24 protein-coding genes are annotated in these 26,666 nt (G+C 64.0%); 10 read left to right on the top strand and 14 right to left on the bottom strand.

What is annotated here, in order from left to right:
• Window positions 1-99: 99 nt before the first annotated feature.
• From asnB to Q0K00_RS01660, 5 genes are all read right to left on the bottom strand, one after another.
• A complete protein-coding gene (gene asnB, locus Q0K00_RS01680; protein ID WP_297226875.1) occupies window positions 100-1,998 on the bottom strand; it encodes an asparagine synthase (glutamine-hydrolyzing) in 1,899 nt (632 codons plus the stop codon).
• Window positions 1,998-3,293, bottom strand: coding sequence for a glycosyltransferase family 4 protein (locus Q0K00_RS01675; protein ID WP_297226873.1), 1,296 nt, complete (start codon window positions 3,291-3,293; stop codon window positions 1,998-2,000). The genes asnB and Q0K00_RS01675 overlap by 1 nt, the downstream gene beginning before the upstream one ends.
• Window positions 3,290-4,339, bottom strand: coding sequence for a glycosyl transferase family 1 (locus Q0K00_RS01670; protein ID WP_297226871.1), 1,050 nt, complete (start codon window positions 4,337-4,339; stop codon window positions 3,290-3,292). The genes Q0K00_RS01675 and Q0K00_RS01670 overlap by 4 nt, the downstream gene beginning before the upstream one ends.
• Before the next feature lie 6 nt (window positions 4,340-4,345).
• Window positions 4,346-5,683 (bottom strand): glycosyltransferase family 4 protein, encoded by a 1,338-nt coding sequence (locus Q0K00_RS01665; RefSeq protein ID WP_297226869.1) that lies wholly within the window; start codon window positions 5,681-5,683, stop codon window positions 4,346-4,348.
• 216 nt (window positions 5,684-5,899) lie between these two features.
• Window positions 5,900-7,195 (bottom strand): aminotransferase class I/II-fold pyridoxal phosphate-dependent enzyme, encoded by a 1,296-nt coding sequence (locus tag Q0K00_RS01660; protein WP_297226867.1) that lies wholly within the window; start codon window positions 7,193-7,195, stop codon window positions 5,900-5,902.
• A 225-nt stretch (window positions 7,196-7,420) separates the two neighbouring features.
• Between Q0K00_RS01660 and Q0K00_RS01655 the strand changes: the two genes are divergently transcribed.
• The 4 genes from Q0K00_RS01655 to Q0K00_RS01640 all read left to right on the top strand — a co-directional run bounded on the left by Q0K00_RS01655 (window position 7,421) and on the right by Q0K00_RS01640 (window position 14,884).
• Window positions 7,421-11,053, top strand: a complete 3,633-nt coding sequence (locus tag Q0K00_RS01655) for an acyltransferase domain-containing protein (protein ID WP_297226865.1) — start codon at window positions 7,421-7,423, stop codon at window positions 11,051-11,053.
• A 78-nt stretch (window positions 11,054-11,131) separates the two neighbouring features.
• The gene (locus Q0K00_RS01650) at window positions 11,132-12,574 is read left to right on the top strand and encodes a TolC family protein (RefSeq protein WP_297226863.1); all 1,443 of its coding nucleotides are present in this window, start codon (window positions 11,132-11,134) and stop codon (window positions 12,572-12,574) included.
• Between the two features lie 3 nt (window positions 12,575-12,577).
• Window positions 12,578-13,471: an efflux RND transporter periplasmic adaptor subunit gene (locus tag Q0K00_RS01645; protein ID WP_297226861.1), complete on the top strand. Its 894-nt coding sequence runs from the start codon at window positions 12,578-12,580 to the stop codon at window positions 13,469-13,471.
• Window positions 13,472-13,474: 3 nt separating this feature from the next.
• Entirely contained in the window at window positions 13,475-14,884 is a 1,410-nt protein-coding gene (locus Q0K00_RS01640) for an oligosaccharide flippase family protein (RefSeq protein WP_297226859.1), read from the top strand.
• 622 nt (window positions 14,885-15,506) lie between these two features.
• Here Q0K00_RS01640 and Q0K00_RS01635 read toward each other — a convergent pair.
• From Q0K00_RS01635 to Q0K00_RS01600, 8 genes are all read right to left on the bottom strand, one after another.
• Complete coding sequence (locus Q0K00_RS01635; protein WP_297226857.1) at window positions 15,507-16,100, bottom strand: nitroreductase family protein; 594 nt, start codon at window positions 16,098-16,100, stop codon at window positions 15,507-15,509.
• Between the two features lie 71 nt (window positions 16,101-16,171).
• Window positions 16,172-16,966: an adenosylcobinamide-GDP ribazoletransferase gene (locus Q0K00_RS01630; RefSeq protein ID WP_297226855.1), complete on the bottom strand. Its 795-nt coding sequence runs from the start codon at window positions 16,964-16,966 to the stop codon at window positions 16,172-16,174.
• Window positions 16,959-17,603: a redox-sensing transcriptional repressor Rex gene (locus Q0K00_RS01625; protein ID WP_297226853.1), complete on the bottom strand. Its 645-nt coding sequence runs from the start codon at window positions 17,601-17,603 to the stop codon at window positions 16,959-16,961. Before Q0K00_RS01625 ends, Q0K00_RS01630 begins: the two co-directional genes overlap by 8 nt.
• 219 nt (window positions 17,604-17,822) lie before the next feature.
• Complete coding sequence (gene atpE, locus Q0K00_RS01620) at window positions 17,823-18,146, bottom strand: ATP synthase F0 subunit C (protein WP_297226851.1); 324 nt, start codon at window positions 18,144-18,146, stop codon at window positions 17,823-17,825.
• Window positions 18,147-18,209: 63 nt separating this feature from the next.
• Window positions 18,210-18,914: a F0F1 ATP synthase subunit A gene (atpB, locus tag Q0K00_RS01615; RefSeq protein WP_297226849.1), complete on the bottom strand. Its 705-nt coding sequence runs from the start codon at window positions 18,912-18,914 to the stop codon at window positions 18,210-18,212.
• Between the two features lie 49 nt (window positions 18,915-18,963).
• Window positions 18,964-19,401, bottom strand: coding sequence for a hypothetical protein (locus tag Q0K00_RS01610; protein WP_297226847.1), 438 nt, complete (start codon window positions 19,399-19,401; stop codon window positions 18,964-18,966).
• On the bottom strand, window positions 19,388-19,738 hold the full coding sequence (locus Q0K00_RS01605) for an AtpZ/AtpI family protein (RefSeq protein ID WP_297226845.1): 351 nt from the start codon (window positions 19,736-19,738) through the stop codon (window positions 19,388-19,390). Before Q0K00_RS01605 ends, Q0K00_RS01610 begins: the two co-directional genes overlap by 14 nt.
• 212 nt (window positions 19,739-19,950) lie before the next feature.
• Window positions 19,951-21,495, bottom strand: a complete 1,545-nt coding sequence (locus tag Q0K00_RS01600; protein WP_297226843.1) for an RsmD family RNA methyltransferase — start codon at window positions 21,493-21,495, stop codon at window positions 19,951-19,953.
• A gap of 187 nt (window positions 21,496-21,682) precedes the next feature.
• Here Q0K00_RS01600 and rplU point away from each other — a divergent pair, with 187 nt between their 5' ends.
• The 4 genes from rplU (at window position 21,683) to proB (ending at window position 24,759) form a co-directional block, all read left to right on the top strand.
• Window positions 21,683-21,991 (top strand): 50S ribosomal protein L21, encoded by a 309-nt coding sequence (gene rplU, locus Q0K00_RS01595; RefSeq protein WP_297226841.1) that lies wholly within the window; start codon window positions 21,683-21,685, stop codon window positions 21,989-21,991.
• A gap of 32 nt (window positions 21,992-22,023) precedes the next feature.
• A complete protein-coding gene (rpmA, locus tag Q0K00_RS01590; RefSeq protein ID WP_297226838.1) occupies window positions 22,024-22,296 on the top strand; it encodes a 50S ribosomal protein L27 in 273 nt (90 codons plus the stop codon).
• 121 nt (window positions 22,297-22,417) lie between these two features.
• Window positions 22,418-23,518, top strand: a complete 1,101-nt coding sequence (gene obgE / locus Q0K00_RS01585; protein ID WP_297226836.1) for a GTPase ObgE — start codon at window positions 22,418-22,420, stop codon at window positions 23,516-23,518.
• 41 nt (window positions 23,519-23,559) lie between these two features.
• Window positions 23,560-24,759, top strand: a complete 1,200-nt coding sequence (gene proB / locus Q0K00_RS01580; RefSeq protein WP_297226919.1) for a glutamate 5-kinase — start codon at window positions 23,560-23,562, stop codon at window positions 24,757-24,759.
• A 233-nt stretch (window positions 24,760-24,992) separates the two neighbouring features.
• Here the strand turns inward: proB and Q0K00_RS01575 are convergent, their stop codons facing one another.
• Window positions 24,993-25,397 carry a diacylglycerol kinase gene (locus tag Q0K00_RS01575; RefSeq protein ID WP_297226834.1) on the bottom strand — a complete coding sequence of 135 codons (405 nt, stop codon included), beginning with the start codon at window positions 25,395-25,397 and terminating at the stop codon, window positions 24,993-24,995.
• Window positions 25,398-25,501: 104 nt separating this feature from the next.
• Here Q0K00_RS01575 and Q0K00_RS01570 point away from each other — a divergent pair, with 104 nt between their 5' ends.
• Together Q0K00_RS01570 and Q0K00_RS01565 are read left to right on the top strand one after the other, a co-directional pair.
• On the top strand, window positions 25,502-25,735 hold the full coding sequence (locus Q0K00_RS01570; protein WP_297226832.1) for a SlyX family protein: 234 nt from the start codon (window positions 25,502-25,504) through the stop codon (window positions 25,733-25,735).
• A gap of 253 nt (window positions 25,736-25,988) precedes the next feature.
• A complete protein-coding gene (locus Q0K00_RS01565) occupies window positions 25,989-26,636 on the top strand; it encodes a PucR family transcriptional regulator ligand-binding domain-containing protein (RefSeq protein WP_297226830.1) in 648 nt (215 codons plus the stop codon).
• Window positions 26,637-26,666: the final 30 nt, after the last annotated feature.

Here is a 26,666-nt window from a genome sequence, read left to right as displayed (position 1 = left end):
CCGATAAGGCCCGCAAGCCCCGCCTGCGCCCCAATTTGTTACAGTCGGCAACAAGAAGGAGGCTTTCGCGTCGCGCCGGGGCCTGTCGCGACGCGGCTTTTAGCGGCGGCGGGCGTCCAGCCAGAGTTGCAGCACGAGCAGGGTCCAGAGCTGCTTGCGCATGTCGGCCCGTCCGCTGAAATGGGCTTCCATGAGGGCGCGGACAGCCTGCGGGGCAAAGATCCCCTGCTGCCGGAGCCGGGATTCTCCGAGCATCTCCTCGAGCAGCGGCCGCATCCGGCCGCGCAACCAGTCCGCGACGGGGATCTGGAAACCGCGTTTGTTGCGGCGCAGGATCTCCGGGGGGAGGACATCGGCAAAGGCGCGCTTGAGCAGATATTTCCGCTTGAAGCCGTGCAATTTGTGACGGATGGGCAGACGCGCCACGAATTCCGCGGCTTCTCTGTCCAGGAAGGGGGCCCGCACTTCCAGAGAGTGGAGCATGGAGCAGCGGTCCACCTTGACCAGGATGTCGTCCAGCAGATACTGCCGGGCGTAGACATGGAAAGCGCGGGCCAGCGGTCCGGGCCCGCTCGGCCAGTGCTCGAAATGTTCACGGGTCGGCGCAAAGAGGCGTGCATCCGTCAGGAAAGCCGTATCCGGCCGGGCCAGCAGTTCGCGCTGCGCCGCGGGATCGAGGGCCGTCAGCAGGGTCTGCACCCGCAGCCAGTCCGGCGCGTGCGCGCCGCGCAGGAAGGTCTGTACCGCAAGACGCGGATTGATGTAGCCGGAAGAGGACGGCAACAGGCGGCAGAGCGGTTCGATGATCCCGCGCCGCAGGCTGGTCGGCAGAGCGTTGTACCAGGTAGCGACCTTGTAGCCGATATAGTGTTCATAGCCTGCCCAGAGCTCATCCGCGCCGTCGCCGCCCAGGGCCACGGTGACTTTTTCGCGAGTGACGCCGGAAAGCAGCCAGGTCGGGGCCGCCGAGGCATCCGCCAGCGGCACGTCCATGCGGCTGATGATCTGCGGCAGGTGTTCGGCGCATTCCTCGGCGGAAAGGATGCGCTCATGGTGATCGGTGTTCCAGCGCCGGGCAACGATGCGGGCATAGCGGCTCTCGTCGTAGCTGGCCTCCTGAAAACCGATGGAGAAGGTCTTGATGGGCGTGGAGGACTGCCCGGCCATGAGACCGGCCACGATGGAGGAATCGATGCCGCCGGAAAGGAGTACCCCCAGCGGCACGTCGCTGATCATGCGGCGGCGGACGGCGCGGGCCAGCAGTTCATGATAGGTCGCGCAGATCTCTTCCTCGCTGCGGGCATCCCCCTCATCGGGAAAGGGCAGATCCCAGTAGCGTTCCACCCGCAGCTTGCCCTCGTGGAGCTCCAGCCAGTGAGAGGGCGGCAGGGACGAGGCCTCGGCATACATGGTCTGCGGCGTCGGCACATACTCGTAGGCCAGATAGCGCATGAGGGCTTCGGGCGAGAGCGTGAACGTCAGTTCCGACAAGTCGGTGAGCGCGGTCAGTTCGGAGGCGAAGTACAGGCGGCCGTGCTGGAGCGTGTAAAAGAAGGGCTTCTTGCCGAAACGGTCCCTGGCGCAGAAGAGGCGCTTCTCCTGGGCATCCCAGAGGGCAAAGGCGAACATGCCGTCGAAGTGACGCAGACAGTCACTGCCCCAGACCTGCCAGCCCGCAAGGATGATCTCCGTATCCGAAGTGGTGCGGAACCGCATCCCCTGCGCTTCCAGCTCCTTGCGCAGTTCCGGGAAATTGTAGATCTCGCCGTTGAAGGTCACATGATAACGGTCATCGGCGCTGTGCATGGGCTGCGCGCCGCCCGCAAGGTCGATGATGGACAGGCGGCGGTGCCCCAGACAGACGCCGTCGCCGCTCCAGACGCCCTGTCCGTCCGGCCCGCGATGCCGCATGGCGCGGCACATGGCGTCCACCTGCGCGGCGGCGTTTTCCGGCAGGCCCGCGCCGTCACAGAGGCAAATGCCCGCTATGCCGCACATCAGGCCGTCCTCCGGGCATAGTGCGCGGAGAAGATTTCCGCCAGGCTGCGGCTGTTGGTCTCGGGATCGAACATCTTCCTGACGAGTTTCTGTCCCTGCCTGCCCATTCGACGGGCTTCATCCGGATGCTCCATGCACCATTGGATGGCGTCGGCAAGGGCTTCCGGGTCATTGGGCGGGACCGTCAGACCGGTCTCTCCGTTGCGGACCACTTCGGGCAGGGCATGGATGTTGCTGCTGACCACCGGCATACCGCAGGAAAGGGCCTCGATGACCGTATTGGGGATGCCGTCCCGCCTGCCGGACGGATGGATGACGCAGGGGGCCACGAAGATGTCGTGCGCCTTGATCAGGTGGGGCAGCTCATTGTGGCTGACCAGACCGGGGAACTGGACGCGGTTCTCCAGACCGAGCTGCGAGCGCAGGGTCTGCAGGCGCTTCTCTTCCTTGCCGAGGCCGAAGAGGTGTCCGCCGCCGCCCGCCAGCGTCAGGGTGAACTGCTTCTGTCGCTGCGCCAGGATGTCGCAGGCCCGAAGCAGCACGTCGAAGCCCTTGGTCACGTCAAAGCGTCCCAGCGCCAGCAGACGTACAGGCATCTGCAGACGGGCCGGGCATGTCTCTTCACCGGGCAGGGTCAGGCAGTTGTAGACGAGATGCGTCTTGCCCCGCGCTTCTCCGTTGGCGAAGGCTTCCGTGCGTTCCTTGTCCGCGGCGTTGTTGACGCGCACGGCGAGCGCCTCCCGCAGCTTGTCGGCCAGATCGGGGTCGGCCGGGGCCAGATTGTCGCCGCGTACGGCGATGACGTAGGGGATGCCCGCCAGCTGCGCGGCCACGCGCGCGGCGGTGGCTGTCCCGCGCGGCCACGGCGCATAGATCATGTCCATGCCGTCCTCCCGGAAACGCCGCGCCAGATAGAGCCCGGCAAAGAAGGCCCAGCAGTTTTCGCCCAGCGCTTCCCAGGACGGCCAGCGGTGGAAGAGCGCCTGCCGGAACAACCGTCCGAAACGGAGCGGATGCGTGCAAAGCTGCACGGCCAGTTCACGGACGAGCTGCGGCAGGGCACGAATGCCCAGCGTGCGGGTGGCGGAGGCCGAGGCGCGCATCTCTCCGGAGCAGCAGCGCTGATTATGGTCGTACAGGCTGTAGACCGTCAGCGGCAGGTGGCGGCGCAGGTGCTCCACCTCGCGGAAAATGAAGGGCTGGGTAAACAGCGGATACCACAGAAGGATGACCGCCACATGCGGCAGACCGGCAGGCAGGGGAGCCTTCTCATCGGCAGGGAGCGTCGTGTTCATGCAACCTCCAGGGCACACGGGGGAGAATCGGAGAATGTTTCTCCGGGAAGGACGCTCCAGTCCGCTCCTGCCGGAGGCAGGGGCGCGGCACAGGGGCGCAGGTCCCGGCAAATATCCTGCATGGTGACGTGGCGCAGGTCGCCTATCGTTGGTAACCAGTCAAGATATCTTTCTATTTTTTCAAGAAATCGCGTGACGTGCGTATCGTCGGGCATATGGGGCGCGCCGCCGGGCATCATCTCCGAGGAGTGCCAGGTCAGACTGAGGATACGCCCTCCGGCGGCCACGAAGCGCCGCGTCATATACTGCATGACCCGGAGCGGATGCTCCACGGGCAGCAGGGCCAGAGCTCCCCAGTGGGAAAAGCTCCCCACAGCGGACCGGCGCAGGACGGCGGGGAGCCGTTCCAGCAGGGACGGCAGCCCCGGCAGCAGCGGCGTCACCGAGAGCGGGACTTCCACGATGTCGCCACTGGCGGTACGGACGACATAAGGCGTGCGCGGCGCTGAAAAATGATCCGGGCGCAGGCGCAGCCCGTGGGCATCGGCGGCAGGCCCGTGCAGCGGCCGCACCGAGGCGTCGCAGGTAAGGCCCAGTTCCGCCAGTACCGGCCAGTGATGGCGGTGCAGATCCCAGCGCCCCATTCGGAAAGACCGCAGATCCTCCCCCTGGAAGGTCCTCCCCGCGGCCAGCAGGCTCCGCAGCTTGGCCCGGAAAGCGTCCTGTCCCAGCGCTACGGCGGGCACACGGGGCAGCACGTCCGGGCCGTCAGCCAGCGGGGGCGTGTTCCAGAAATGGAGATGCGCGGCGATCTCCGCTCCGTGTCGGTCCCGCAGGCGGGCAAGCTGGGCTTGCGTAGCCGTGTCCGTCAGCGCGCAGTGCGTACAGAAAAGCGTGGGCCGCAGACCGCGCTCCAGCAGGGGGGCCAGCCGGCTCAGGAAGGCCGTATTGCGCACGGAGGGCGCACGACAGACATAGCGTCCGCCGAAAAGCCCTTCTTCTTCCACATCAAGGCTGGCAGCCAGCCACAGCAGCGGTCGGCCCATGTCGTCCTAATCGTCCTGCGGCAGGCTGCGGGTAAAAAGCCAGACATCGGGGCGCGAGGCCCGCCACTCGGCATATTGCTCGGCATAGAGTCCCGCCAGCTCCCGGATGTTGGTCTCGCTGTCGAACATGCGCAATACCCGTTGACGCCCCGCTTCGGCCATGCGTTGCGCCGCTTCCCTGTCGGAAAGCATCCTGCGCACGGCATCGGCCAGCGCGGCGGGGTCGCGCTGGGGGACCAGCAGACCGGTCACGCCGTCCTCCACCACTTCCCGTATGCCGCAGACGTCGGTGGCCACCACCGGCATACGGCAGGAAAGCGCTTCCATGATGACGTTGGGGATGCCGTCCCGGTCGCCGTTGGTATGCACCACGCTGGGCACCACGAGCATGTCGTGGCTGCGCATATACTCCCGGATGCGGTCGTTGGGCACGAAGCCCGGCATATCCACCACGCCTTCCAGATCCAGACGGCGGCGCATGGCCTGCAGCTTGCGCCGCCAGCCGCCGTCACCGACCAGCGTGAGATGCACAGGAACGCCCTCGCGGCGCAGGCGGGCCATCATGGTCAGCAGTTCGGGGAAGCCCTTGGTGCGGCAAAAGCGCCCCACCGCCAGCAGGCGATAGGGAGGCGTGAACGGCATCTCGCATTCCGTGCGCTGGGCAAGGGTCAGTCCATTGTAGACGGCGTGCACCTTGTCCTGTTCGTCGTCCGGGCAGAAACTTTGCAGCCACGGCACATTGGCCAGATTGTTGGTGCGGATGAACAGGGCATCACGGCATTTTTCGCGCAGGATGCCGTCCTGTGGGTAGATGTCGCCCGCCCGTCCGGTAAAGGCGAAGGGGATGCCCGATACCCGCGAGGCCACCCACACGGCCGTGGCGCAACCATTGCCCCAAGCCGAATGCAGCAATTCCACCTGATCGCGCCGCGCCTGCTCCGCCAGCAGGAAACCGGCCAGGAAGCACCAGACGTTTTCTCCCAGCGCCTCAAGGTTGCGCATACGCCGGAAAAGCCCCTCGCGCATGAGCTGCCAGACAGCGCCGGGATTGCGGCCCAGCGCGCGGAAGAACGCGCCGAGGATACGGAAGGTGTTCCGCATCCCCAGCCGCATGGTCGGCAGTGGGCATTGCCGCATCTCTTCGCTGCTGCCCTTGAGACGCTTGCCGTACATGGTGTAGACGCGCAAGGACATGCCCAGCGCGGCAAGACGCTGTACTTCCCGGAAGATGAATGTTTCGGAAGAAAGCGGGAACCAGAGCAGCACATAGGCCGTCCGCGGCAACCGTCTCGACAGGTCGGAGTCCGGGGAGGCAGGGGAAGGCGTGGCGGAATCCGTGGACATGGCGACTCCTGAACGGCGCAACGGCCGGAAAAAGAGGAAGGGCCGGAGCGGCGACGCCCGGCCCCGACAGCTAGAGCATTTTCAGTTTGAAACGCTTCGCGTCCCAAACCATACGGCCTGTCGTTTCGCGGAAAAAATACGGTTTTCCCGTTCACGTTGGGCAGGGCGGCGCTGTGCCGCCGCTACGCATTTTGCCTTTTTCAACGCCAAAAGGCCCTAGTCGTCCGCGGGATCCTCGATATGTTCCCGCTTGTAGTTGGCGATGATTTCCCGTGCCTTGGGCAGCTCTTCCGCCACGGCGTCCAGCGCCTGCCGTATCTGTTCTTCGGAATGGGCGGCGGAGAGGAAGAAGCGCAGGCGGGCCTCCCCTTCCTTGACGGCCGGGAAGGTGATGGGCATGACATACAGCCCGCGCTTGAAGAGCAGGTTGGCCAGAAAGCCCGCGGCCATGGAGTCTCCCACCATGACGGGCACGATGGCGTATCCCTGGGCCGCGCCGGTATCCAGCCCCTTGCTCTGGGCATATTCAAGGAAATACTGGCTGATGCGCTGCAGCTTGTGGACACGTTCCGGCTCGCGCAGCATGAGTTCCAGCGCCTTGTTGCAGGCTGCGGCCACGATGGGCGGCATACCGACGCTGAACACGAATCCCGGCGAACCGTAGCGGAGGAACTCCACGATCTCGCTGCTGCCCGCGATGAAGCCGCCGCAGCCGCACATGCTCTTGCTGAGGGTGCTCATCCACATGTCCACTTCATTGGCGTCGATGCCGAAATATTCGTGGGCGCCGCGACCGGTCGCGCCGAGTACGCCGAAGGAATGCGCCTCGTCCACGAGCAACATGCAATCGTACTGTTTCTTGAGCCGGATGAGCCGGGGCAGGTCCGGGATGTTCCCGTCCATGCTGAACAGCCCTTCGGTCACGATGACGGCGCGCTTGTGCTTGTCGCGGTGGGCCTTGAGCAGGCTTTCCAGCGCATCGCAATCATTGTGGGTATAGGAGTAGCGCTCCGCCCCGGAAAGACGCGCCCCCTGCATGAGGGAATTGTGAGCCAGACCGTCATAAAAGATGGCGTCGCGCGGCCCGAACATGAAGCCCAGCGTGGAGACGTTGGTGGCATGGCCGCTCACATAGGCGATGCAGTCCTCCACGCCGTAAAGGCGAGCAACGGCCTGCTCAAGCTGCCGGTGCGGGGGACGCTCCCCGCCCACGAGGCGGCTGGCCCCGGCGGAGGAGCCGAAGAGGCGCGCGGCTTCGGTGACGGCTTCGGTGATCTCCGGGTGCGTGTTGAGATCCAGATAATCATATGTGGAAAAATTGAGATATTCCTTGCCGTCTATCTGGGCCGTCGCCTTGGCGGCACGGTCATGGCAGAGAAAGAGGGGGTTGTCCAGGCCCATCTTGGCGCCCATTTCCACAAGACGGGCAAATGAAAGTTTGGAGCGCATACGGTTGAAGCCGGATGCGACGCTTTCAGATGCGGCGGCCTGGGAGGTTTGCGGGTCTTTCATGCTGTCATATCCTTAAAAAATAGATATGGGAGGGTAAGCGAGAGCGGCTCCCCGTCCCTTGCTGCAAATTTGTATCAATTCAGCGTAACTTATGTGACGGCATATGGCAAGTGAATTGCCGGGATGCCCGTCTGGCCGGAAATTTTCCCGCAGTCGCCTCTCTGGACTAAGGGGACTCTTCTTGGCATACTGGAGGAAGAACCCTCTTTTCTCCAGCAAATCAGCATGAATCAGATCGCCTCCCTGCCTGTGTCACTTGTTCTGGTGGCAGTTCGTCCCCTGCCGCTCGCGGAGGGGGAGCTGTCGTCCTGTCTTTCCGCCCTGCTCGACGAGGTCCGCGCCTTTCGCGAAGGTCTCGCGCATCGGGATATCTGGTGGTGCGCGGCATCCGCGACCGACGAGGCCGGGCAGCTCCAGGCCGCGCTGGCCGAGGCCTGCGAGGCCGCCGGACTGCCGCGGCCGCAAGTGCGGCCGCTCTCTTCCGACAGCCGAGACTGCGCGGCGCTCTTGCGCGAGCTGGCCGACGCACTGGCCGAAAGTCTGGCCGGATGCGTCTTTTTCCATCATGAGGAGGACGGGCGGCGCGCCCTCTGGCTGCTGGGCAGAGGATCGGACACGCAACGTGCCCGTGCTCTGGCCGCCGTGACGCCGCTGACGCTGGAGGGCATCTCCTGTGCGGAGATCACGGAAGCGGGCAAGACATACCGTGTGGGGGCGAGCCGCTCCGACTGGCGGGAGGCGCTGCTCGCCGTGGGACGTGCCCCCTTTGCCGCCGAGGAGCAGGTGCGGGAGGCGGCGCTGCGCGATCTTGGACAGCGGGGCGTCTGGCTGGGGGACGGACAGGCCGAGCCGTTGGCGGTCATGTGTTGTGGACAGGGGAGCGTCTGGCCGGGCATGGGGCGCGAACTGTACGATCAGTTCCCGGCTGCCCGCGCGGCCATGGACCGCCTGGCCGCCGTGGCCGACTGGGACGTGCTCTCCCTGCTCGACGAGCGGGACGAGGAAAAGATCGGCCTGACGCGCTGGCAGCAGCCCTACCTTTTCCTGCTGGAATACGCGCAGTGGAGCCATTTGGCCTCGCTGGGCCTGAAGCCGTCTCTGCTTTGCGGCCACAGCCTCGGTGAACTCATCGCCCTTTGCCTCGCGGGGGTCTATGCCCCGGAGACGGCCTGGTACATCCTGGATACCCGCGCGCAACACATGTCGGAGCTCGAGGCTCGCGCCACGAGGGAGACGGGCATGATGGCCGTGCACGCCGAGGCGCAACTCATCGAGGAAGCGCGCCGCCTCTGGCCTGCCCTTTACGTCTCCAACTACAATACGCCGAAGCAGTATATCGTCAGCGGGCCGCGCGACATGCTCATGGAAGCCCGCAAGCACTTCCGCAAGCAGCGTCTGCCCGCCATCATGCTCAACGTCAGTCTGGCTTTCCACCATCCGGCCATGCGCGTTTTGCGGGACATGTCCCTGCGGCGGCTCAACGCGCTGGCCATGCAGTCTCCGCAACTTCCCTTGCTGAGTTGCGTCACCACGGGTTTCTATCCGCAACAGCAGCGGGAGATCTGCGAATACATAGCCGATCTTGATGAAAATGCCGTGCGCTGGGTGGAGTGCGTCCGGCAGATGTGGACGCGGGATGGCATACGGCATTTCGTGGAGCTTGGCCCGCAGGATACCCTGTGCGGCCTTGTGACGGACATCGAGCCGCGCAGCCTGTGCCTTTCGGCCTCCCGCAAGGGACATGAGGCCGAGGGGCTGCGCCGGACCTGCGCCCAGCTCTATGCGCTGGGGCATCTCCCCGCCGTCGGTCTGAAGGCTCATGCGGCCCGCTGGGAAGGCGCGGCCGTTCCGGCCGCCGGGCCTGTCTCTCCCGCTTCGCGGCCGGTGACCGATATGCCCCCGCTGGGGCCGCTGGCGCGTCGGATCGTTGCCCTGCTTGAGGAAACGGCGGGACTGCCCGCCGGCAGCGTGACGCCGCAATGGGACCTGCGCTATGACCTTTCCCTGCGTTCCAGCCGTTTCCCGCTGCTGGTGCAGCAACTGGAAACGGTGCTGGGCCGCAGCGTCTCCTTCGAGGCGCTCATGGGAGTGATGACGGTGGGCGATCTGCTGGCCGCCGTGGGGCTTTCCTCCGTTCCGGCGGGGACGGCCGCGACGGATGCGGAGGCCGTGGACCGGGCTGGTCCGGCGGACGCGCTGGACCGGCGGCCCTTCCTGCGGTATGCCGCCGACGCGGATGGACACTGGCGTCCGGCGGCCTGGGATCCCGTATCGCACGGTCCGGGCGTGCGGCCCGACGGCGCTGTGCTGGTCTGGAGCGATGACGGAGAGCGCGCCGCCCGGCTGCTGGAAGGATTGGCCGCGCTGGGACAGACGCTGATCATCCCGCCTGCCTGCGAGACGGCTTGCCGACGGTTGGAGCGGCTGGGTTGCTCGGTGCGCTGTCTTGATCCGGCGACGGGAGCCGGGGAAGGAGCGTCCGCGGCGGATTTCTTGCGGGTCGGGCTGGCTTTCCTGCGTGAGGAGTGCATGGCGCTTTCCGGCTGTTTGCTGGACGGTCCGTGCGACACGGAGGCTGAGGGCGAGGCGTTGCGCGTGCTGCGGGAGCGGGACGACACGGAAGCGCTCTGGCTCCGGCGTATCCGCGTGCTCCTTCCTGAAGAGCTGGAAGCTTTCACTACCGCCGTCCAGTCGCCGGACGCTCCGGCCGTGATAGGCATCCTGGAGGATGGCCTGCCGCCTCTGGCCCAGGAGTGGGGGGACATGTTCGCGCGGGAGATCCTCCTGGCCTGCGAGTCGCCCGTCCTCTGGGCGCGGGCGGAATGTCTCGGCGGCCTCCTGCCCCAGGCGGTGGGGGAAGCCGGGCTACGCCTGCAGCCCTGGCGGGAACGGCCGGAAGTCTTTCCGGGACTGTTTGCCCGGCAGGAGCCGCCGCGTACGGCATCGGGACGGGATTTCCTGCTGAGTGGAGAGTTTTCGCGCTATGCCCGGCCGTGGCTGGCCGACTGCGGTGGCGGGTCGGAGACGGATCTGCCCTGCCTGCCGCCGAGCCAGGCCCTGCGTTCCCTGCTCGACGGCGCGCGCATCGCTTATCCGTGGCTGTATCCCAACGGCTTGTGCGACGTGCGTCTGGGCGAACCGTTGCCCTTGCCGCCGGGGATCACGCGGGAGACCCGTCTGGACATCCGCGCCCGAAGCTGGCTGCGGCAGGACGGCGTCATGACCCGCATGTGCCATTGCCGCCTGGAAGCTCGCGGCCTGACCGACAACGGACGCCATACGGATCGCTGGCTGTCCGTCATGGAAGGTATGGCCCTGCTGGGACGTACGGCAGCCGGACTGCCCGCGCTCTGGGAGAGCGGGAGCGACGCGGATACGGAGGGGACATGGGCGGATGGGGACGGCGGGCTTGCCGGTTTCTATGGACGCCGCGCCATCGGGGCCGCTTCTCGTCTGCTTGGCGAGGTCCTGCCGGATGGACAGATGTTCAAGGCTGGCGGCGACCGGGGAGAAGCGTGGCCGACCGTGCGTTTCGCTCTGGACGGCAAGGCCGTTGCCCCGGAAGGCGTTTCTGGATATACAAGCCTCCTGCGGCTGGTCGATGCCGTGGAACAGGGCGCATGGCTGGCGCAGGAAAAATGGTTCGATGACGGCACGGCGGCATGGCGCATGACGGGCATCGGCTTTATCCGTTTCGCCGGCCCTGACGATAGGCAGGCGGCTGTGCTGGAACTGCGCTGCGGCTGGCGAACTGGGCAGCTAAGGCGTTTTGACGCCCAGATCTGCGATGCCTGCGGGAGAGCGTTGCTGACGCTCAATCAGATGGAATTTGAACGAAGCTTGCCGGTGCAGGCGTGAGTGCGCCGGATAGTTGCGCGCGATGAGCCGAAAAAGAGGAGATGGATGTCGCTTTTTCGGGGTCAAGGAGTGGGGAAGATGAAAAGAACAAGTCGCCTGTTGGCTGTTGCCCTGTTGTGTCTGGGAGCCGGGCTGACGGCCTGCGCTTCCAGCAAGGCGGGCATGGATGCGCCGGAGCTGCCCGCGCGGCACTGGCTGGAAGAAACGCCCGGCGTTCCGGTGGAGAAAAAAGGCAAGCTCGACGCCGTGGTGACCAACCTCTATGACCCGGCCAAGAAATTCACCTTTGAAGACTGCGTCTATCTGACCATCCAGCAGTCTCCCCTCCTGGTCAACAGCGCGGTGAATCTGGAGATCAAGCGCGTGGCTCTGACGGATGCCGTCTGGAAATATCTGCCCGAACCGCGCATGAGTCTGGCCATCACCAACAACCTCACCGCTTACAACAAGAACGAGCCCGACATCCCCGGCGACTACGCGCGCACCAAGCTGCGCGTGGGATTTTCCGCGGCTTTCCCCAATCCGGTAGCCACCTATTTTGAACATCAGGTGCAGAGGCTCATGGTCAACCTGGCCATCTCCACGCACCGCAAGGCCGTGGGCGAAGCCATCTACAAGATCGCGAGCGCCTACATGCGCCTGCACGCCCAGCGCCTCATCCTTGCCGAGCAGGAAAAGCTCCTGCCCGTGGCCAAGGAACTCACCGCCTACTGGAAACAGCTTGAGAGCGTGGACGGCCGTCAGGGGGTCTCCCTCAACCTGGCCACGCAGCATGAGCGGGAACTGGAGCTGCGCCTGGAAAAAGCCAAGATGCAGGAAGTCATCCAGCTGACCGAATTGAAGATCCTGGCCGGGGTGGATCCGCAGCAGAAGCTGAACGTGGATACCCAATCCGCGGAATCCATCCTCAAGGGCTTTGACGGGCGCAAGCTCAAGTGGGAAGACCGCTGGAGCAAGGGCGAGGACGATCTCCTGCTGCGCAGCCAGATCAAGCTGGCGGACTACAACATCATGGTCGCCTGGGCCGCCTATGTGCCGGACATGCGTATCGACATCAACAACACCCCGCCGGCCGGTCAGGCTCAGCCCGTCGGCGGCACGGACGATACCTTCCTGCACCTGACCTTTGAATTCCCGCTCATCGACTGGGGACGGCGCTACCGCGGCGTGCAGACGGCCCGTATGCAGAAGGCGCAGGCTTTCAACCAGCAGGCCCGCAAGCGGACGGACTATTCCAATACCTGGCTGCAGGCCGAGCAGCGTGTTTCCCTGGCCGAGACCAATCTGCGCCTGGCCCGTCTCAATCAGGAGACCGCCAAGATGCAGTTCACGGAGGCGAGAGTCTCCTTTGAGCAGGGTCTGACCGAGCTGCCGGAAGTGACGCGGCAGCAGGAGGCTCTGATCCAGTCGCAGATCGCGCGTATCGAGGCGGAACTGGAATACCGCCTTGCGAACCTTGAATGGATGTACGTGGCAAGCCTGTTGCAAGAAAGCTTCCTGGGCCTGCCCGGTGGAGAATAGATCATGCGTCGTACGCTATGTTCCGGCCTGTTGGCCGTATGCCTTGCCCTGAGTTGCGTCCATGCCGTCCCGGCGGCCGAGGTCCGGCTGACCGGCAAAGTGGTCACGACGGTGACCCGCGCCGCGCCCATGCCGTTCAACGGCATCGTGGACGAGGTGCTTGTCCGGCCCGGCGATGCCGTTGAACAGGGGGCCCCCCTGTTGCGTTATCATCTCCAGGAGGAAGCGGCCCGCGTACTGCAGCGCGAGCTGATCACCGGGGCGGGCACCGAGGAGGAACGCGGCCAGATCCTGAGCCTGCGTCAGCAGCAGACCGAGATCGAGGCCCAGCGCAACAAGGCCCGGCAACTGGCGGCCTCCGGTCTGGGGTCGCGTCAGGCGTCTTCCCGCCTCGAAGCCAGTTATGAAAGCATCCAGCGCCGCATCGACCTGCTCGAACTCGCCATCGAAAAGCGGGAAAAGACCTTCGCCGCCCGACTGGAGGAGCTGGAAGGCTATTTCGGGCAGAAGCTCGATCCCCGCGGCGAGTTGCCGGAGACCCTGACCCTCACGTCGCCCATCAAGGGCTACGTCCTCGCCGTGACGGCTGAAACCAGTCCCGGCGCTCTGCTCGGTCAGGGCAGCACGCCCGTCAGCGTGGGGCAGCTCAACCCGGTGCTCATCCGGGTGCCCGTGTATGAGGCGGACGTGAACAGCATCGCCGTGGACGACGTGGCCACCGTGCAGATACCTTCCCTGCGGGACAAGGAATTCATGGCCACGGTGAGCGAGATATCCTGGGCGTCCACGGACATGAGCGTCGGCAATCCCTCCTACTACACGGTGGAGCTCACGGTCCCCAATCCGACGCTGGAGCTTAAGCCCGGCTTCAAGGCCATCGTCCTGTTCAACAAGTAGGGCATGAAGCTTACCCGAATCACCCGGCAACTGGGCTATATCCTTGGCGCGCAGTGGACGCGGGATCTCTCGTGGACCATCTTCACCATCCTGCTGGCGCGCTACAGCAAGGACATGATGGGCCAGCTCGCCACGGCGCTGGCGGCGGGCTATCTGGTCAAGACCGCCGCCGACGTGGGGCTCAACGACTTCCTGCTCTCGTCCTTTGCCCGTCGGGACGGGCGGCCCCGCGTGCTGCTGGGGCAGGTGACCTGGCTCAAGTGCTTCTTTTTGTTCATTGCGCTTGCGGTCACCTGGGTGCTCGTCCTGCCCTTCCCGCTGGAGCAGCGCCTCGTGATGCTGCTCATTGCGGCGGGCTTTGGTCTGGACGGCGTCACGGATTCCTTTTTCGCGCTCTGTCAGGCGCGCGGGCGGCAGGACGTGGAGATGCGTATCCGCATCCCCTCGGCCCTCTTCGGCATCGGCTACGGGATCGTTTGCGTCGTGTGCCAGTTCCCCATGCTGGCCATCGCGCTGTACAAACCCATCGAATCCGTCTGCTGTGCCGGTATGGCCGTCTGTGCGCTTGGCCATAATCCTTTGCGGCGGCTGACGCTGGCCGGGCTCAAGGATCTGGCGGTCAAGATGCGCAGCGGCGTCATCTTCACGCTCATGGCCGCCTGCACCATGTGCTACAACAAGATCAACGTCTTTTTCCTCAATCAGAATTCCACCACGGCGGTGGGGGCCTACAGCGTGGCCTGGGAGACAGTGGAGGGGCTATCCGTGCTGGTGTCCAGCGCCCTGCTCGGCAAGGTCATCTTCCCCCTGCTGGCTCGCTACTGGCGGGAGAACCGCGAGGCCTTCCGACAGCTTGCCGGTCAGACGGCCCGCTCGCTCTGGGCGGCCGCCCTGCCGGTGATCTTTCTCATCTGTGTGGAGAGCGACCGCTTCCTCCCTCTTATCTATGGGCCGGAATATGCGGATGCCGCCACGGCGCAACGCCTGCTCACGCCCTGTCTGGCTACGGCCTTCTTGCATAATCTGGCGGCCTATGCCATGATCGGTATGCGCAAGCACAGATTGCTGTTGTGCTTTTACTGGAGCGGCCTCCTCGTCAATATCTGTTGCTGCATGGTGCTCATTTCGTGGCAGCCGCTGGAGGGTGCGGCCCTTACGCTCACCATCACCAAGGTCTGGGTGGCCATCCTGACGGTAGGCTATTTCCAATGGGTGGCCCGCCCCATGAGCTTGCGGCAGTGGGGGCTCATGTTGCTGGCCATCGGGGCGTGTCTCGCGCTCTGGTACGGGCTCTCGCTCGTCACCTGGCGGGAAGTGGCCGAACTTGCCGGGCTGGTCCCCTTGCTCCTGCTGTTCTGGCGCTGGCGGCCGCCACCGCCCTTTGAACGGGAGCAGGCACAGGCGCGAGCTTGACCGCAAAAGAAAAGCTGCCGGGAAAAGAGGACACGTCCTTCTTTCCCGGCAGCTTCTTTTTCACGGGGCTTGCTATGCCGCCCGGCCAAAAATGAGCGGAAAAGCGCGTTTTTTCCGCGAAATGACCGTGTGGGTGGAAACGCGAAGCGCTTCAAACTGAATATGTTCTGGAGTCTGTTGATGCTGTGCGGTGTTTTGGGGGATGTCGATGCCCGCATGTCTCCGCGTCATCTAGAGCGGATTCGCATTGAAATTGCGTCCAATTTCAATGCTGACGCTGCCCTCACACTACGGAAAAAGCGTGGTTTTTCCGTGTGTTCGGTTGCGGGTAGTCGCTCTCGCGACTACCAGAGCAATCCACATTTTCAATGTGGAATTGCTCTAACGGGCACGGCCTGCGGCCGTCTTTGGTCGCCGTCGGCGCAGGACGACCCAGCCATTTCGCAGGAAATGAAAATGCCGCTCTTGTCATCCTTCCCGTCAAACCTCCTATCCTTTCCCCAGATCGCTGACAGGGAAAGGATAGGCACACGGCCAAGACTCGCCACAGCAAGCGAGATGTACAGGTAGAGTCGACTTGTCTTGGGCGTTAAGCGATTTGTGAAATTTTCGTCAATACAGCCTAATCCCCGTCCTCATCGCGGAAGCGACCGACGATGCAGTCGTCCAGATCACGCTTGGGCACATAGTGGACGCCTTCCGCATCCCGCCAGTAGCTGACGGAACCGTCCTCCGGCAGGGGGACGACGCGCCGTTCTTCCTTGGCCACGCCCAGTCCGAGCATGAGTTCGATCTTGTAGCCTGCGGGGATGTCGAGCAGCTCCTGCAGACGGTTCTTCTGGAAGCTGGCGATGATGCAGCAGCCCCAGCCGCGCGAGGTGGCCGCGAGCTGTATGGTCTGCGCGGCGATGCCCGCATCTATGAAGGTCAGTTCGCGTGCTTCCTCAGGGACAAGCAGAGCCATGAAGCCGGTGGGGCGCTCGCCGGGATGCGGGCCGCCCCAGTCCTTGAGCGCACCCGCCCAGACCGTCAGCGGCAGGATGTCGGAGACCATTCGCCCGGCGATCAGCACATAGCGCAGGACCTGCGCGTTACGGGCGGACGGCGTGAGGCGGGCGCAGTCCGCCAACCATTCCAGATCGCTCATATGCAGGGGGGTGTCCTCCTCAAAGCGGCGGCAGGTGCGTGCCGCGGTGACCAGAGCCTTGAAATCCATGCGGGCCTCCTTGCGGTGGTAATCGTGAACAGCGTTGGTTGCGGCAAAACGCCGACCCGCGCGAGCGACAGTTATAACAGCGCCAGCAGGAACCAGAGCTGCGCCAGTTCGATAGTCGCTCCCAGAAAATCCCCGGAAAGGCCACCGTGGGCAAGGGCGGTCCGGCGCAGTTTGTTCTGCAGCAGCCACTGGCCCGCCAGCAGGAGCAGCATTTGCGGGACGGGGACGCCGGTCAGCCAGACCAGCAGGACTATGGCCGCCAGCCAGATCCGTTGTTGGCGCACAAGACGCGGCGTCATGGCGGAACAGACCAGCTTGCCGAGACTGCCGCCCCCCTGGGGGGGCGCGGAGGCCGCGAGCAGGAGCGAGCAGGAGCGTCCCCAGGCGGGAGCCAGCGCAAGCAGGGCCCAATTGCCCTGCTCAAGATGTGCGGCAGCGAGCAGGAGGCAACCGGCCAAACCCGAACAGACGGCCAATGCGCCGAAGGCCCCCAGGCGGCTGTCGCGCATGATCTGCCAGAAGCGTTCTCCTGTGGTCCCGCTACCGCAGGCGTCGGCCAGATCCGCCACGCCGTCCCAGTGCAGGGCGCGCGTGGTCCAGAGCAGGGCCAGCATCCAGATCCACCCTGCCACAAAGGGGCAAAGCGCGGCGGAGACGCCGGCGGCGACGGCAAAGCACAACGCCGCAAGGGCGAGAGCGGTCCACAGCAGACCCAGCGTCAGACCGGCGGGCGCAAAGGCCGGGAGACAGTCCTGAAAACGCCGTTCCGTCTGGCCGGGACGTGTGACGAGGCGGCTGAGGAAGGACAGGGCGTCCAGATAGCGTTCCGTCAGGCTGCCGATCTGACGGCGACAGACATCAGGCATGTTCCTGATGGTGCTTGAAAGCCAGCGAATAGAGGTGGTGAAAAAAGTCCACATATTCGACGGTGACGTGTTCGGGGACCTTGATACGGGCGGGCGCGAAGTTGAGTATGCTGGTGAGCCCGGCATCCATGAGATGCTGCGCCGCCCGCTGGGCCCGTTCCGGCGGCGTGGTGATGATGCCGATCTCGATATGCTGCTCGGTCACGATGCTCCGCAGATCCTTGGTGCAATGCACTTCCAGACCATGCACGATCTCCCCGATCTTGAAGGGATCGCAATCGAAGATGCCGACGATGTTGAAGCCGCGGGCGCGGAACTCGCCGTGGTTGAGGATGGCCTTGCCCAGATTGCCCACACCGACCAGCGCCATGCGCCATTCACGGTCGACCCCCAGCGCCGAGGTGATGGAGGCGATGAGGGAGGTCACATGATAGCCCACGCCGCGTATGCCGAATTCCCCGAAGTAGGCAAGATCCTTGCGGACTTGTGAGCCGTTGACGCCGCAAGCCTCGGCCAGAGGATTGGACGAAATGACCTCTACCCCGTCGCGGGAAAGGTTTTCCAGCACCTGCACATAGGTGGCAAGGCGCTGGATGGTGGCGCGGGGGATATGTTTGCTCTTGGGCTGGTTGACCATGAAAGTGTCCTGTGGGAGAGCCGCCTGCTCTGTTGTGAAATAAAGTTTTTGCAAACGTACTGCAATTTTTTTCACCACGCAAGGGAAGAGCTGGGACCAAATATGAAAAAGGTTTTCATTGCGATACCTTCCCGCAGGACAGGACACGAGATGCTCGCGCGGCGGGCATAAAAAAAAGGGGGGCCGAAGCCCCCCTGGACATGTCGTGATGCCCGGAGACTACGCGTAGGGGTTGGCGTACAGCAGGATGAAGCTGATGACCAGCGCGTAAATGGCCAGCGATTCGATGAAGGCGAAGGCCAGGATCATGGTACCGGTCACTTTGCCGCTGGCGTCGGGATTGCGGGAGATGCCTTCGGTGGCGCCCTTGAGGCCGAGGCCCATGCCGATGGCGCAGCCGAAAGCGGCGATGCCGATGCCCAGAGCGGCGGCCAGGCAGGCCGTACCGAGGGAGGCGGAATCAAGCTGGTTGGCGGCGAAGGCCATGCTGGCCATGCCGAGCAGAGCCACCGTATTCAGCAGGGTGAGAAGAAGTTTGCGCATCGTGAACTCCTAGAACGGTTTATTGTTGGGTCGCAAGCGACCATTCCCCACAGATGGACGGGTCTAATGTTCCGGGGCTTCCAGCGCGCCCTTGATGTAGACCATCGTCAGGATGAAGAAGACGAAGGCCTGCATGGTCTTGCCGAGCAGGAAGAGGGCGTAGATCGGGATGGTCCCCAGGATAGGCGCCATGACGAAGAAGAGGATCATGACGATCTCTTCGCCGCGGATATTGCCGAAAAGACGGAGAGAAAGCGAGACCGGGCGCGAGAGGTGCGACACGATCTCCAGCGGGAACATGAGCGGCACGAGGAACTTGGAGGGGCCGGTGAAATGATGGACGTAATGCGCCTTCCACTTCCACAGACCGACGGCATTGTAAAAGACGAGCACGAAGAGGGCCATGCAGACCGTGGTGTTCAGGTTGGCCGTAGGCGCGTCGAGGCCCGGGATCAGGCCCATGATGTTCATGGAGAAGATATAGATGAAGATGCCCGCCAGCAGGGGGACGAACTTGCGTCCCGCCTCGCCCATGCTGCCGCAGACGAAATTCTCTATGGTATCGACGATGGCCTCAAAGACATTCTGCAGGCGTCCCGGCACCAGCGTGAGGCGGCGGCGAACGATGAAAGCCAGAATGAAGAGGACGGCCATGCAGACCCAGGAGTAAAAGACATGCTTGAATTCCACCGCCTGACCATTGATGATGACTTCATCCATGTCCAGAAAGGTGGAAAGCAGTACCGGATGCGGCAAACCACCAGCCATAGGAGCCTCCTCGTATGCGTCGTCCCTGCCGGACGACGCCGGTATGGGTTCAGCGCCTTCCGGCGCGAACGTAACTGACAAGGGCAATGATCTCGGCAAGCACCAGCCCGGCCACGAAGGCCATCGGGGAGGCCCTGCCCACGATGAGGACCAGATAGACCACACCGGCCCCGACGATCAGGCGCAGCCCCCAGCGCAACAGCAGCAGGGGCAGCACCGCCATGCCGTCATCATTCAGGGAACGGCGAAGAAAAAAACGCGCCAGCTCCCAGAAAATCCATGTCATCAGCGTGCAGCCCGTCCCGGCCCAGAGCACGGACGGACCAAGCCCCAGCGTGACGATCAGGCCGCCCGCCAGCAACAACAGCGCGGAAGCCAGCAGAAGGTTCCGCAGCAGGGGCAGTATCTGCATATGACGGATGCCCCGCCGCCACAGCCAGCCGTCCAGTCGGGCCGATATGGCGCTAAGGGTCTCAGGGGCGTTCATGCCTCTGCTCTCCGCCAGTCACGGGCGGCTGTCCCTGCGGCGCGCCGTCCTCCGTGGCTTGCGCGTCGTCCCGTGTTCCCTTGCGTCGCGCATCCTCACGCGCCATGCGGTCCAGCAAACGGCGGCTGTCCCGATACACATTGAGGAAACCCGCGCCGATGCCCACGAGCAGGAAGACCAGCTTGCACCAGGGGCCGGTCCCCAGCCAGGCGTCCAGACCATATCCAATGGCGACGCCCACCAGCGGCCCGCTGACCATATGCAGCCCAATGACCCCGACATTCCCCATGAATTCGAGGCCGCGCTGCTGTTGCTGCAAAATTTCCCTGAAGGACATGCGACCCCCGCGTCTGTCGTCCGGCGGACCATGCCGCACCTGCCAATGGTCGCCTGATACCGTACCAGCGGCAGCCAAAATCGTCAATGTACAATGCTCGGCGTGCCTTGGGAGCTGGTAACGCCATGCGCAGTTTATTGTTGTAACGGACATCGACAGCAGAGCGAGGGGGCCGCCTTCCCCCAAACAAGAAAGGATAATATTAACAGGACCTAACGGCGTCGCCAGAGGCTGACGGACTCCAGATGCGGCGTGTGCGGGAAAAGATCCACGGGCCGGATGGCCAGTGGTTCGTAGTCCTGCGCCATGCAGGCGGCGTCTCGCGCCAGCGTGGCGGGATTGCAGGAAACGAGCAGGATATGCGGCGGCCGCAGACGCAACAGGTGTTCGCGTACCACGGCATCCATCCCGGCCCGCGGTGGATCCACCAGGGCGGCGTCAAAGCTGCCGGGCGCATCCGCCCTCTCGCTCAGGAGCTTCCCGGCATCCCCGGCTTGCCAGACGCCCCGGCAGCCGAGGGCCGCGGCGTTGCGACGGGCCAGGCGGACGGCGCGCGCATCATATTCGAGTCCGCAGGTCTCGGAGACGTGGCGCGCCGCGAGCAGCCCCGGCGCCCCCACGCCGCAATAGAGATCCAGCAGGCGGCCCGATGCTGGGAGGTCCCGCGCATCCGCCGCCCTTCCGCACAGAGCGGGCAGCAGCTGGTCCAGCACTTCGCGGGCAAGCAGCTGCGCCGCATCCGTATTGACCTGAAAAAAAGATGCCGCATCCAGCGTGAACCACTGGCCTCCCAGCGGTAGACGAAACAGTCCGGCCTCCTCCCCTTCCCCACCGTCCGCACCCAGACGAAAGACGCGCCGCTCGCCCTGGGCCAGGGCATCGTCCCGCTGGCGTTCTTCGTGGAGGAATCCGGCAAGATGCGGATGGCGCGCGAGCAGGCGTTCACCCAGCGTGCGCACGACGCGGCGCTGCCGGGCATCGCCGGGACTGGTCAGACAGACGGCCCAGATCCGCCAGTCCTCCGGCCTGTCGAGGGCTTCCTGAGGCGTCAGCCCGCACTGTGGCGCAAGCCCGCGCCGCAGGGTGAGGAAGCGCCAGAAGCCCTTGCCCCTGTCCCGCCCCGCTCTGCCCTGTCCGCCCCGATGCGGGCGAGGAGCGGGCGTATGGGCGGTCAGACGGGGATCCCCGGCCGAGAGCTCTCTCGCCAGCTCTTCCGCCGAGCGGACGACAGTCAGCGTTTCCGGCGGCAAAAGGCGGCATCCCGGCACGGGGACGACCGCAAGGCCGCCGCGCTGCCGCAGGCCGAGACAGAGGCGCGCGCCGTCCTGTCGGTCAGTCGTACCGGAGTCCGAAGCCATGCCGAAGGCGAATTCCATCTTGTTGCGGAAATGCGTTTCCTGAGGATCGGCAAGGATGGGGAGCAGCGGAGGGGCCGTCAGCCTGCCGATACGTTGCAGGGCGTCCCGCAGAAGCTGCTCCTTCCAGCGGAGCTGGGCGGGGCGGGCAAGACATTGCCAGGGGCAGCCGCCGCACTGCGCCTGATGCGGGCAGAGCGGAGCGCGGTCGTCGGGGCCAGCCTGCACGAGCTCCACCCGGCAGGCTTCGGCAAAGTTGGCCTTGCGCCGCAGCAGACGGGTCCTGACCGTCTGTCCGGGAAGGCAGTCGGACACGAAGACGACGCCGTCCGGCGTGCGGGCGATGCCGCGCCCATCGTGGGCGAGCGCCTCGATGACAAGGAGAGGGGTATCTGCGGTCATGCCCCTTTGTACGGATTTCGCGGCGGGGCCGCAAGCGGCGGAGCGGAGAAAATGAGGGAAGGACGCGGCTTTCGCTTGCCATGTCGCGCAAATCGTGCTAAGAGCCAGCGGCGGCAAAACGGAAAAGCCGCATTGACATTCAGTGAATAATGAGGCAAAAAAGCCTTTCTCTTTTCGGAGGTCGAGCATGTACGCTATTATTGAAACCGGCGGTAAGCAGTACCGCGTGGAAGAAGGTTCCAAAGTGGTTGTGGAAAAGCTGTCCGCGCAGGCCGGCAGCGAGATCACGCTGGACAAGGTGCTGATGATCGGCGGCGGTCAGTGCAAGGTGGGCGCTCCCTACGTTGCCAATGCCGCTGTTACCGCCGAAGTGGTGGAACACGGTCGCGGCGCCAAGGTGATGGTCTTCAAGCGCTGGCGTCGCAATGACTCGCGCAAGCTGCGCGGTCACCGTCAGGACTACACCACCATTCGCGTCAAGAGCATCAACGGCTAGCCGCGCCCCGGCGCGCAAGCAAGGAGTAAATCATGGCTCATAAAAAAGCAGGCGGCTCTTCGCGCAACGGCCGCGACAGTGCGGGCCAAAGACGCGGCGTCAAGCGTTTTGGCGGGCAGCAGGTGCTGGCGGGCAACATCCTCGTGCGTCAGCTTGGGACCCGGATCTATCCCGGTGAAAACGTGGGCATGGGCAGGGATTACACCCTGTTCGCCAAGGTGGACGGCGTGGTGCGTTACGAAAAGTACACCCGCAAGCGTCGTGTGCTGACTCGCGTCCACGTGGAAGTTCCCGCCGCCAACTAATCCGGTCGCGGCAGGGGCAATTTTTCGGGGAAGAGGCCGCAGGGCTTCTTCCCTTTTGCTGTTTGCGCGCTGTGCGCAAGAACCTTTTTACCGCCGTTGCCCGCAACGGTACGGAGCCCGCATGAGATTTGTGGACGAAGCCCGCATCCAGGTACGCGCCGGCAAGGGGGGACACGGCTGCGTGTCCTTCCGCCGTGAAAAGTTTGTGCCGCGCGGCGGCCCCAATGGCGGCAACGGCGGCAATGGCGGTTCGGTCATCCTGAGGGCCGAACCCCGCCTGCTCTCTCTGTATGATTTCCGGCTCAAGCGCCTGTACGAGGCCCGCAACGGCCAGCCCGGCATGGGCAGCCAGTGCGACGGCAAGAACGGCGAGGATCTTGTGCTCGATCTGCCGGTGGGTACGCTGGCCTATGCCGTGGATGAGGACGGCGAACGACTGCTGGCCGACCTGAGCGAAGCCGGGCAGGAAGTGCTGGTGGCGCAGGGCGGCCGGGGCGGCAAGGGCAATGAACATTTCAAGACCTCTACCATGCGCGCGCCGCGTTTCGCCCAGCCCGGCGAGCCCGGCGAGGTGGTGGATCTGCGCCTTGAACTCAAGATCCTGGCGGATGCCGGTCTGCTGGGCCTGCCCAATGCCGGCAAGTCCACCTTCATCTCGCAGGTCTCGGCCGCTCGTCCCAAGATCGCGGCGTACCCCTTCACCACGCTGACGCCCAATCTTGGGGTCATGATCGACGAATATGATCCCGACCGCCGCATGGTCATCGCTGACATCCCCGGCCTCATCGAAGGGGCGCACGAGGGGCAGGGCCTGGGGCATCGCTTCCTCAAACATGTGGAGCGGACGCGTTTTCTCGTGCACATCCTGAGCATCGAGGATGTGAACGATGATGACCCCTGGGCCGGTTTTGAACTGATCAACGAGGAGTTGCGGCGTTTCAGCGAAGAGCTCGGTCAGCGACGGCAGATCGAGGTGGTGAACAAGATCGACCTCGTGACGTCCGAACGGCTGGAAGCTCTGCGGGAGCGGGCCGCCGCCGACGGGCGGCAGGTCTTTTTCATCTCCGCGCGCGAGGGTGAGGGACTGGAGCCGCTGGTGGCCGAACTCTGGCGTATGCGTGACAGTCTGGAGACGCACGACCCGCTGCATCGCGCCTGGGATGCTCCCGAGGCGGAAGAGGACGATTTCGAGGATATCGAAGTCGTCTACACCAGAGAATGATCGACCGGGCCCCGACCGGAGGACATATGAAGACCCGTCCTGTGGACTGGCGAGAGGAAAAGCGCGCGGCGCTGGCACATGCCCGCCTCGTGATCATCAAGATAGGCAGCGCCGTGCTGACGGATCCGTCCGGCCTCTGCGCGGCGGTGCTGGAAAATATCGCGACCCAGATGGCGGCCCTGCGCGGCGGGCTCGGTATGCCGGATGCCCCTTGCGGCGACGGCCCGGCCCGGCGTCTCATCCTTGTCTCTTCGGCCGCCGTGGCGGCGGGGCGTGCCACCCTTGCCCGGCATGAGCGCCATTTTGACGTGGTGGGCCTTGCGGCCCGGCAGGCCGCCGCGGCCGTCGGACAGGGCCAGCTCATGCGGGCCTGGGACAGGGCCTTTGCTCCCCACGGCCTGCCCACGGCGCAGGTGCTGCTCACCCGCGACGACCTGCGCGCGCGGCAGCGCTTCCTCAATGCGCGCAATACCTTTGCCGAACTGCTGCAATGGGATGTCCTGCCCATCGTCAACGAGAACGATACCGTTTCCGTGGCGGAACTGAAATTCGGGGACAATGACTGTCTTTCCAGCCTGCTGGTCAATCTGACCGGCGCGGATCTCTTCATCAACCTGACCTCCGCTCCCGGCGTGCTGGCGGGCAATCCGCAGGAAGATCCCACCGTCGGCGTCATGCCCTGCGTGGAGAACGTGGGCGAACTGGATCTGGGCAAGCTGTGCGGCGGCAAGACCACCGTCGGCACCGGCGGCATGTATTCCAAGCTCACCGCGGCCCGTCGCGCCGCCCAGCTCGGCGTGCCTACGCTCATCCTGCCCGGCCGACAGCCGAACATCATGTGCCGGGCCTTTGCCGGGGAAGATGTGGGCACATGGGTACGCCCGGCCGAGCACGCCATCTCCCGCCGGAAGTTCTGGCTTGCCTACCAGTCCGACCCCACGGGCACGGTCTTTGTGGACACGGGCGCGGCGGAGGCCCTGCAAAACCGGGGCGGCAGCCTGCTGCCCGGCGGCGTGCGGCAGGTGGAGGGCAACTTCCAGCAGGGGGCGCTGGTGCGTATCGCCCGTCTCAATGCGGACGGCGGGAGCGCCACCCTCGGCGTGGGCCTGAGCAACTACAGCGCCCCGGACCTGCGCAAGATCATGGGGCTCAAACGTATCGAAGTGGCGGCCATCCTGGGTGACGCCCACTATCCCGAAGTCATCCACCGGGACAATATGCTGCTGGAGGCCGCCGTTTAGAGCATTTTGCCTTTGAAAAAGGCAAAATGCGAGGCGGCAGCACAGCGCCGCCCGGCCAAAAGTGAGCGGAAAAACCGCGTTTTTTCCGCGAAACGACAGGCCGTATGGTTTGGAACGCGAAGCGTTTCAAACTGAAAATGCTCTAGGCCCGTTAACACTATCCTGGTTGATTTGGAGGGAAGGGTTTGCCCTTCCCTCAATTGCTTTTCTCAGAAAAAAACACGGCGCGGCCTTCAGGCGCAGATGCGGACGAGCAGGTAACTGCCCCAGACAAGCGCAATAAGGAGCTGCGCGGTCAGTTGCGCGGCGCTGCCCATGTCCTTGGCTTTTTTGGCCAGCGGGTGCCACTCAGGAGAAATGCGATCCACCACATTTTCGATGGCGCTGTTGCACAGCTCCACCACGACGGCAAAAAGCAGCGGCAGCACAAGCAGGATGCCTTCCGCCCAGGTGCGGCAGAACAGCACCGCCAGCACAAGACCCGGCACGCACAGGCCGATGATCTGGCGAAAGGCCTGCTCGTCCTTCCACGCGGCGCGGTAGCCGTCAAGGGAGTAACGCAGGGCGTTGCGCAGACGGACAAGGCCGGTACGGCCCTTGAGGGGATTGCGGAACGGGGCGGTGGGCTCGTCGGACATGGGCGTATGGGAAATGGTTGCGTGAGTGGCCGGGGTCGTACAGCGAGCTGGATACGCTCGGAAACCATCATGCTGTAGCACAGGCAGTTTCGGGGGACAAGAGAATGGCGGATCACGAAGAGCGGCTGACGCGGCTGGAAGAAGGGATGTATTTTCAGGAGCAGCGCCTGGAGGCCCTGCACGAAGCGCTCGTGCAGCAGCAACGTCAGCTTGACGATATGGAGCGTCGGCTTGCGGAAGCCTGCCAGCTGCTGCGTTTGCTGCGGGAACAGATGAGCAAACAGGGGAATGGACCGGCAAACGAACTGCCGCCGCATTATATGCCGGAGCGGTATTAGGGATGCTTTATCCCGCTTCGGCATCGAAAACGCTTCGTGCATATGCTCCCATCTTCATTCTTGCGTTTGGGGAACGACGATGCGGAGTATGATTTTCTCCTGTTATTTATCATGATTGGCTCAAGGCTTGCAGGATTTTCACGAGCCGGATAAGTATGTTTTACTCCGATATGATCCGTTTTTCTGGCTGGACGCTCAGCAAGCCGGTTTTTTTTAGACGATTTTTGTACCTTACCTGCCATATGGAGCAACAATGACGGTAACGTGCAATGACATCCTCAAGTTGAAAAGTTTTTCCAGCATCAGGCTGCTTGCGGGGGAAAAGGGTCTGGAGCGCGCCATCACCTGGCCCCACATCGGTCAGACGGTGGAGATCTCTCCTTGGGTACACGGCGGAGAGCTGTTGTTCATCACGGGCATTGAACATGGTCAAGCCATGTTGCCCGGAGTCCTTGATGAATGTATCCGCAACAATCTTGCGGGATTGGTCATCCTTGTCGGCAGCGAGTATCTGGAGGATGTCCCGCGGGAGCTGGTGGAACAGGCCGAGGCGGCGGGTTTCCCTCTGTTCGCCATGCCGTTTCAACTCAAGCTCGTTGATGTGATGAAGGAGATTGCCGACCTCATCGTCCGGGACAAGTTGGAACGCAAAAAAGCCGAAGACATCCTTGACAGGTTGCTGTTTTCGCCGGATGCGGATGTGCAGGAGCTTGTGCGAAGCCTGCTTCCAGAGGGGCGATTTCAGGAACTCCACTGTTTTGTCTGCATATTGGGCCTGTCTCCAAAGTCAAAAGATCGGGCAGATGCCGCTGAGCATCTGCAGTACCATCTCCTTTCACTTTGCGCAGTCAAAAACCTAGGGTCAGGACTCATTATTTCCATACGCTTCAAAAAAGAGTAGGTATGGAGACGGAGGTTACCATGTCTACTC

Source organism: uncultured Desulfovibrio sp., from assembly GCF_944327235.1.
Lineage (GTDB): Bacteria > Desulfobacterota > Desulfovibrionia > Desulfovibrionales > Desulfovibrionaceae > Desulfovibrio.
Note: the sequence above shows the minus strand (reverse complement) of the source record. Positions and strands in the feature narration are given on the sequence as shown.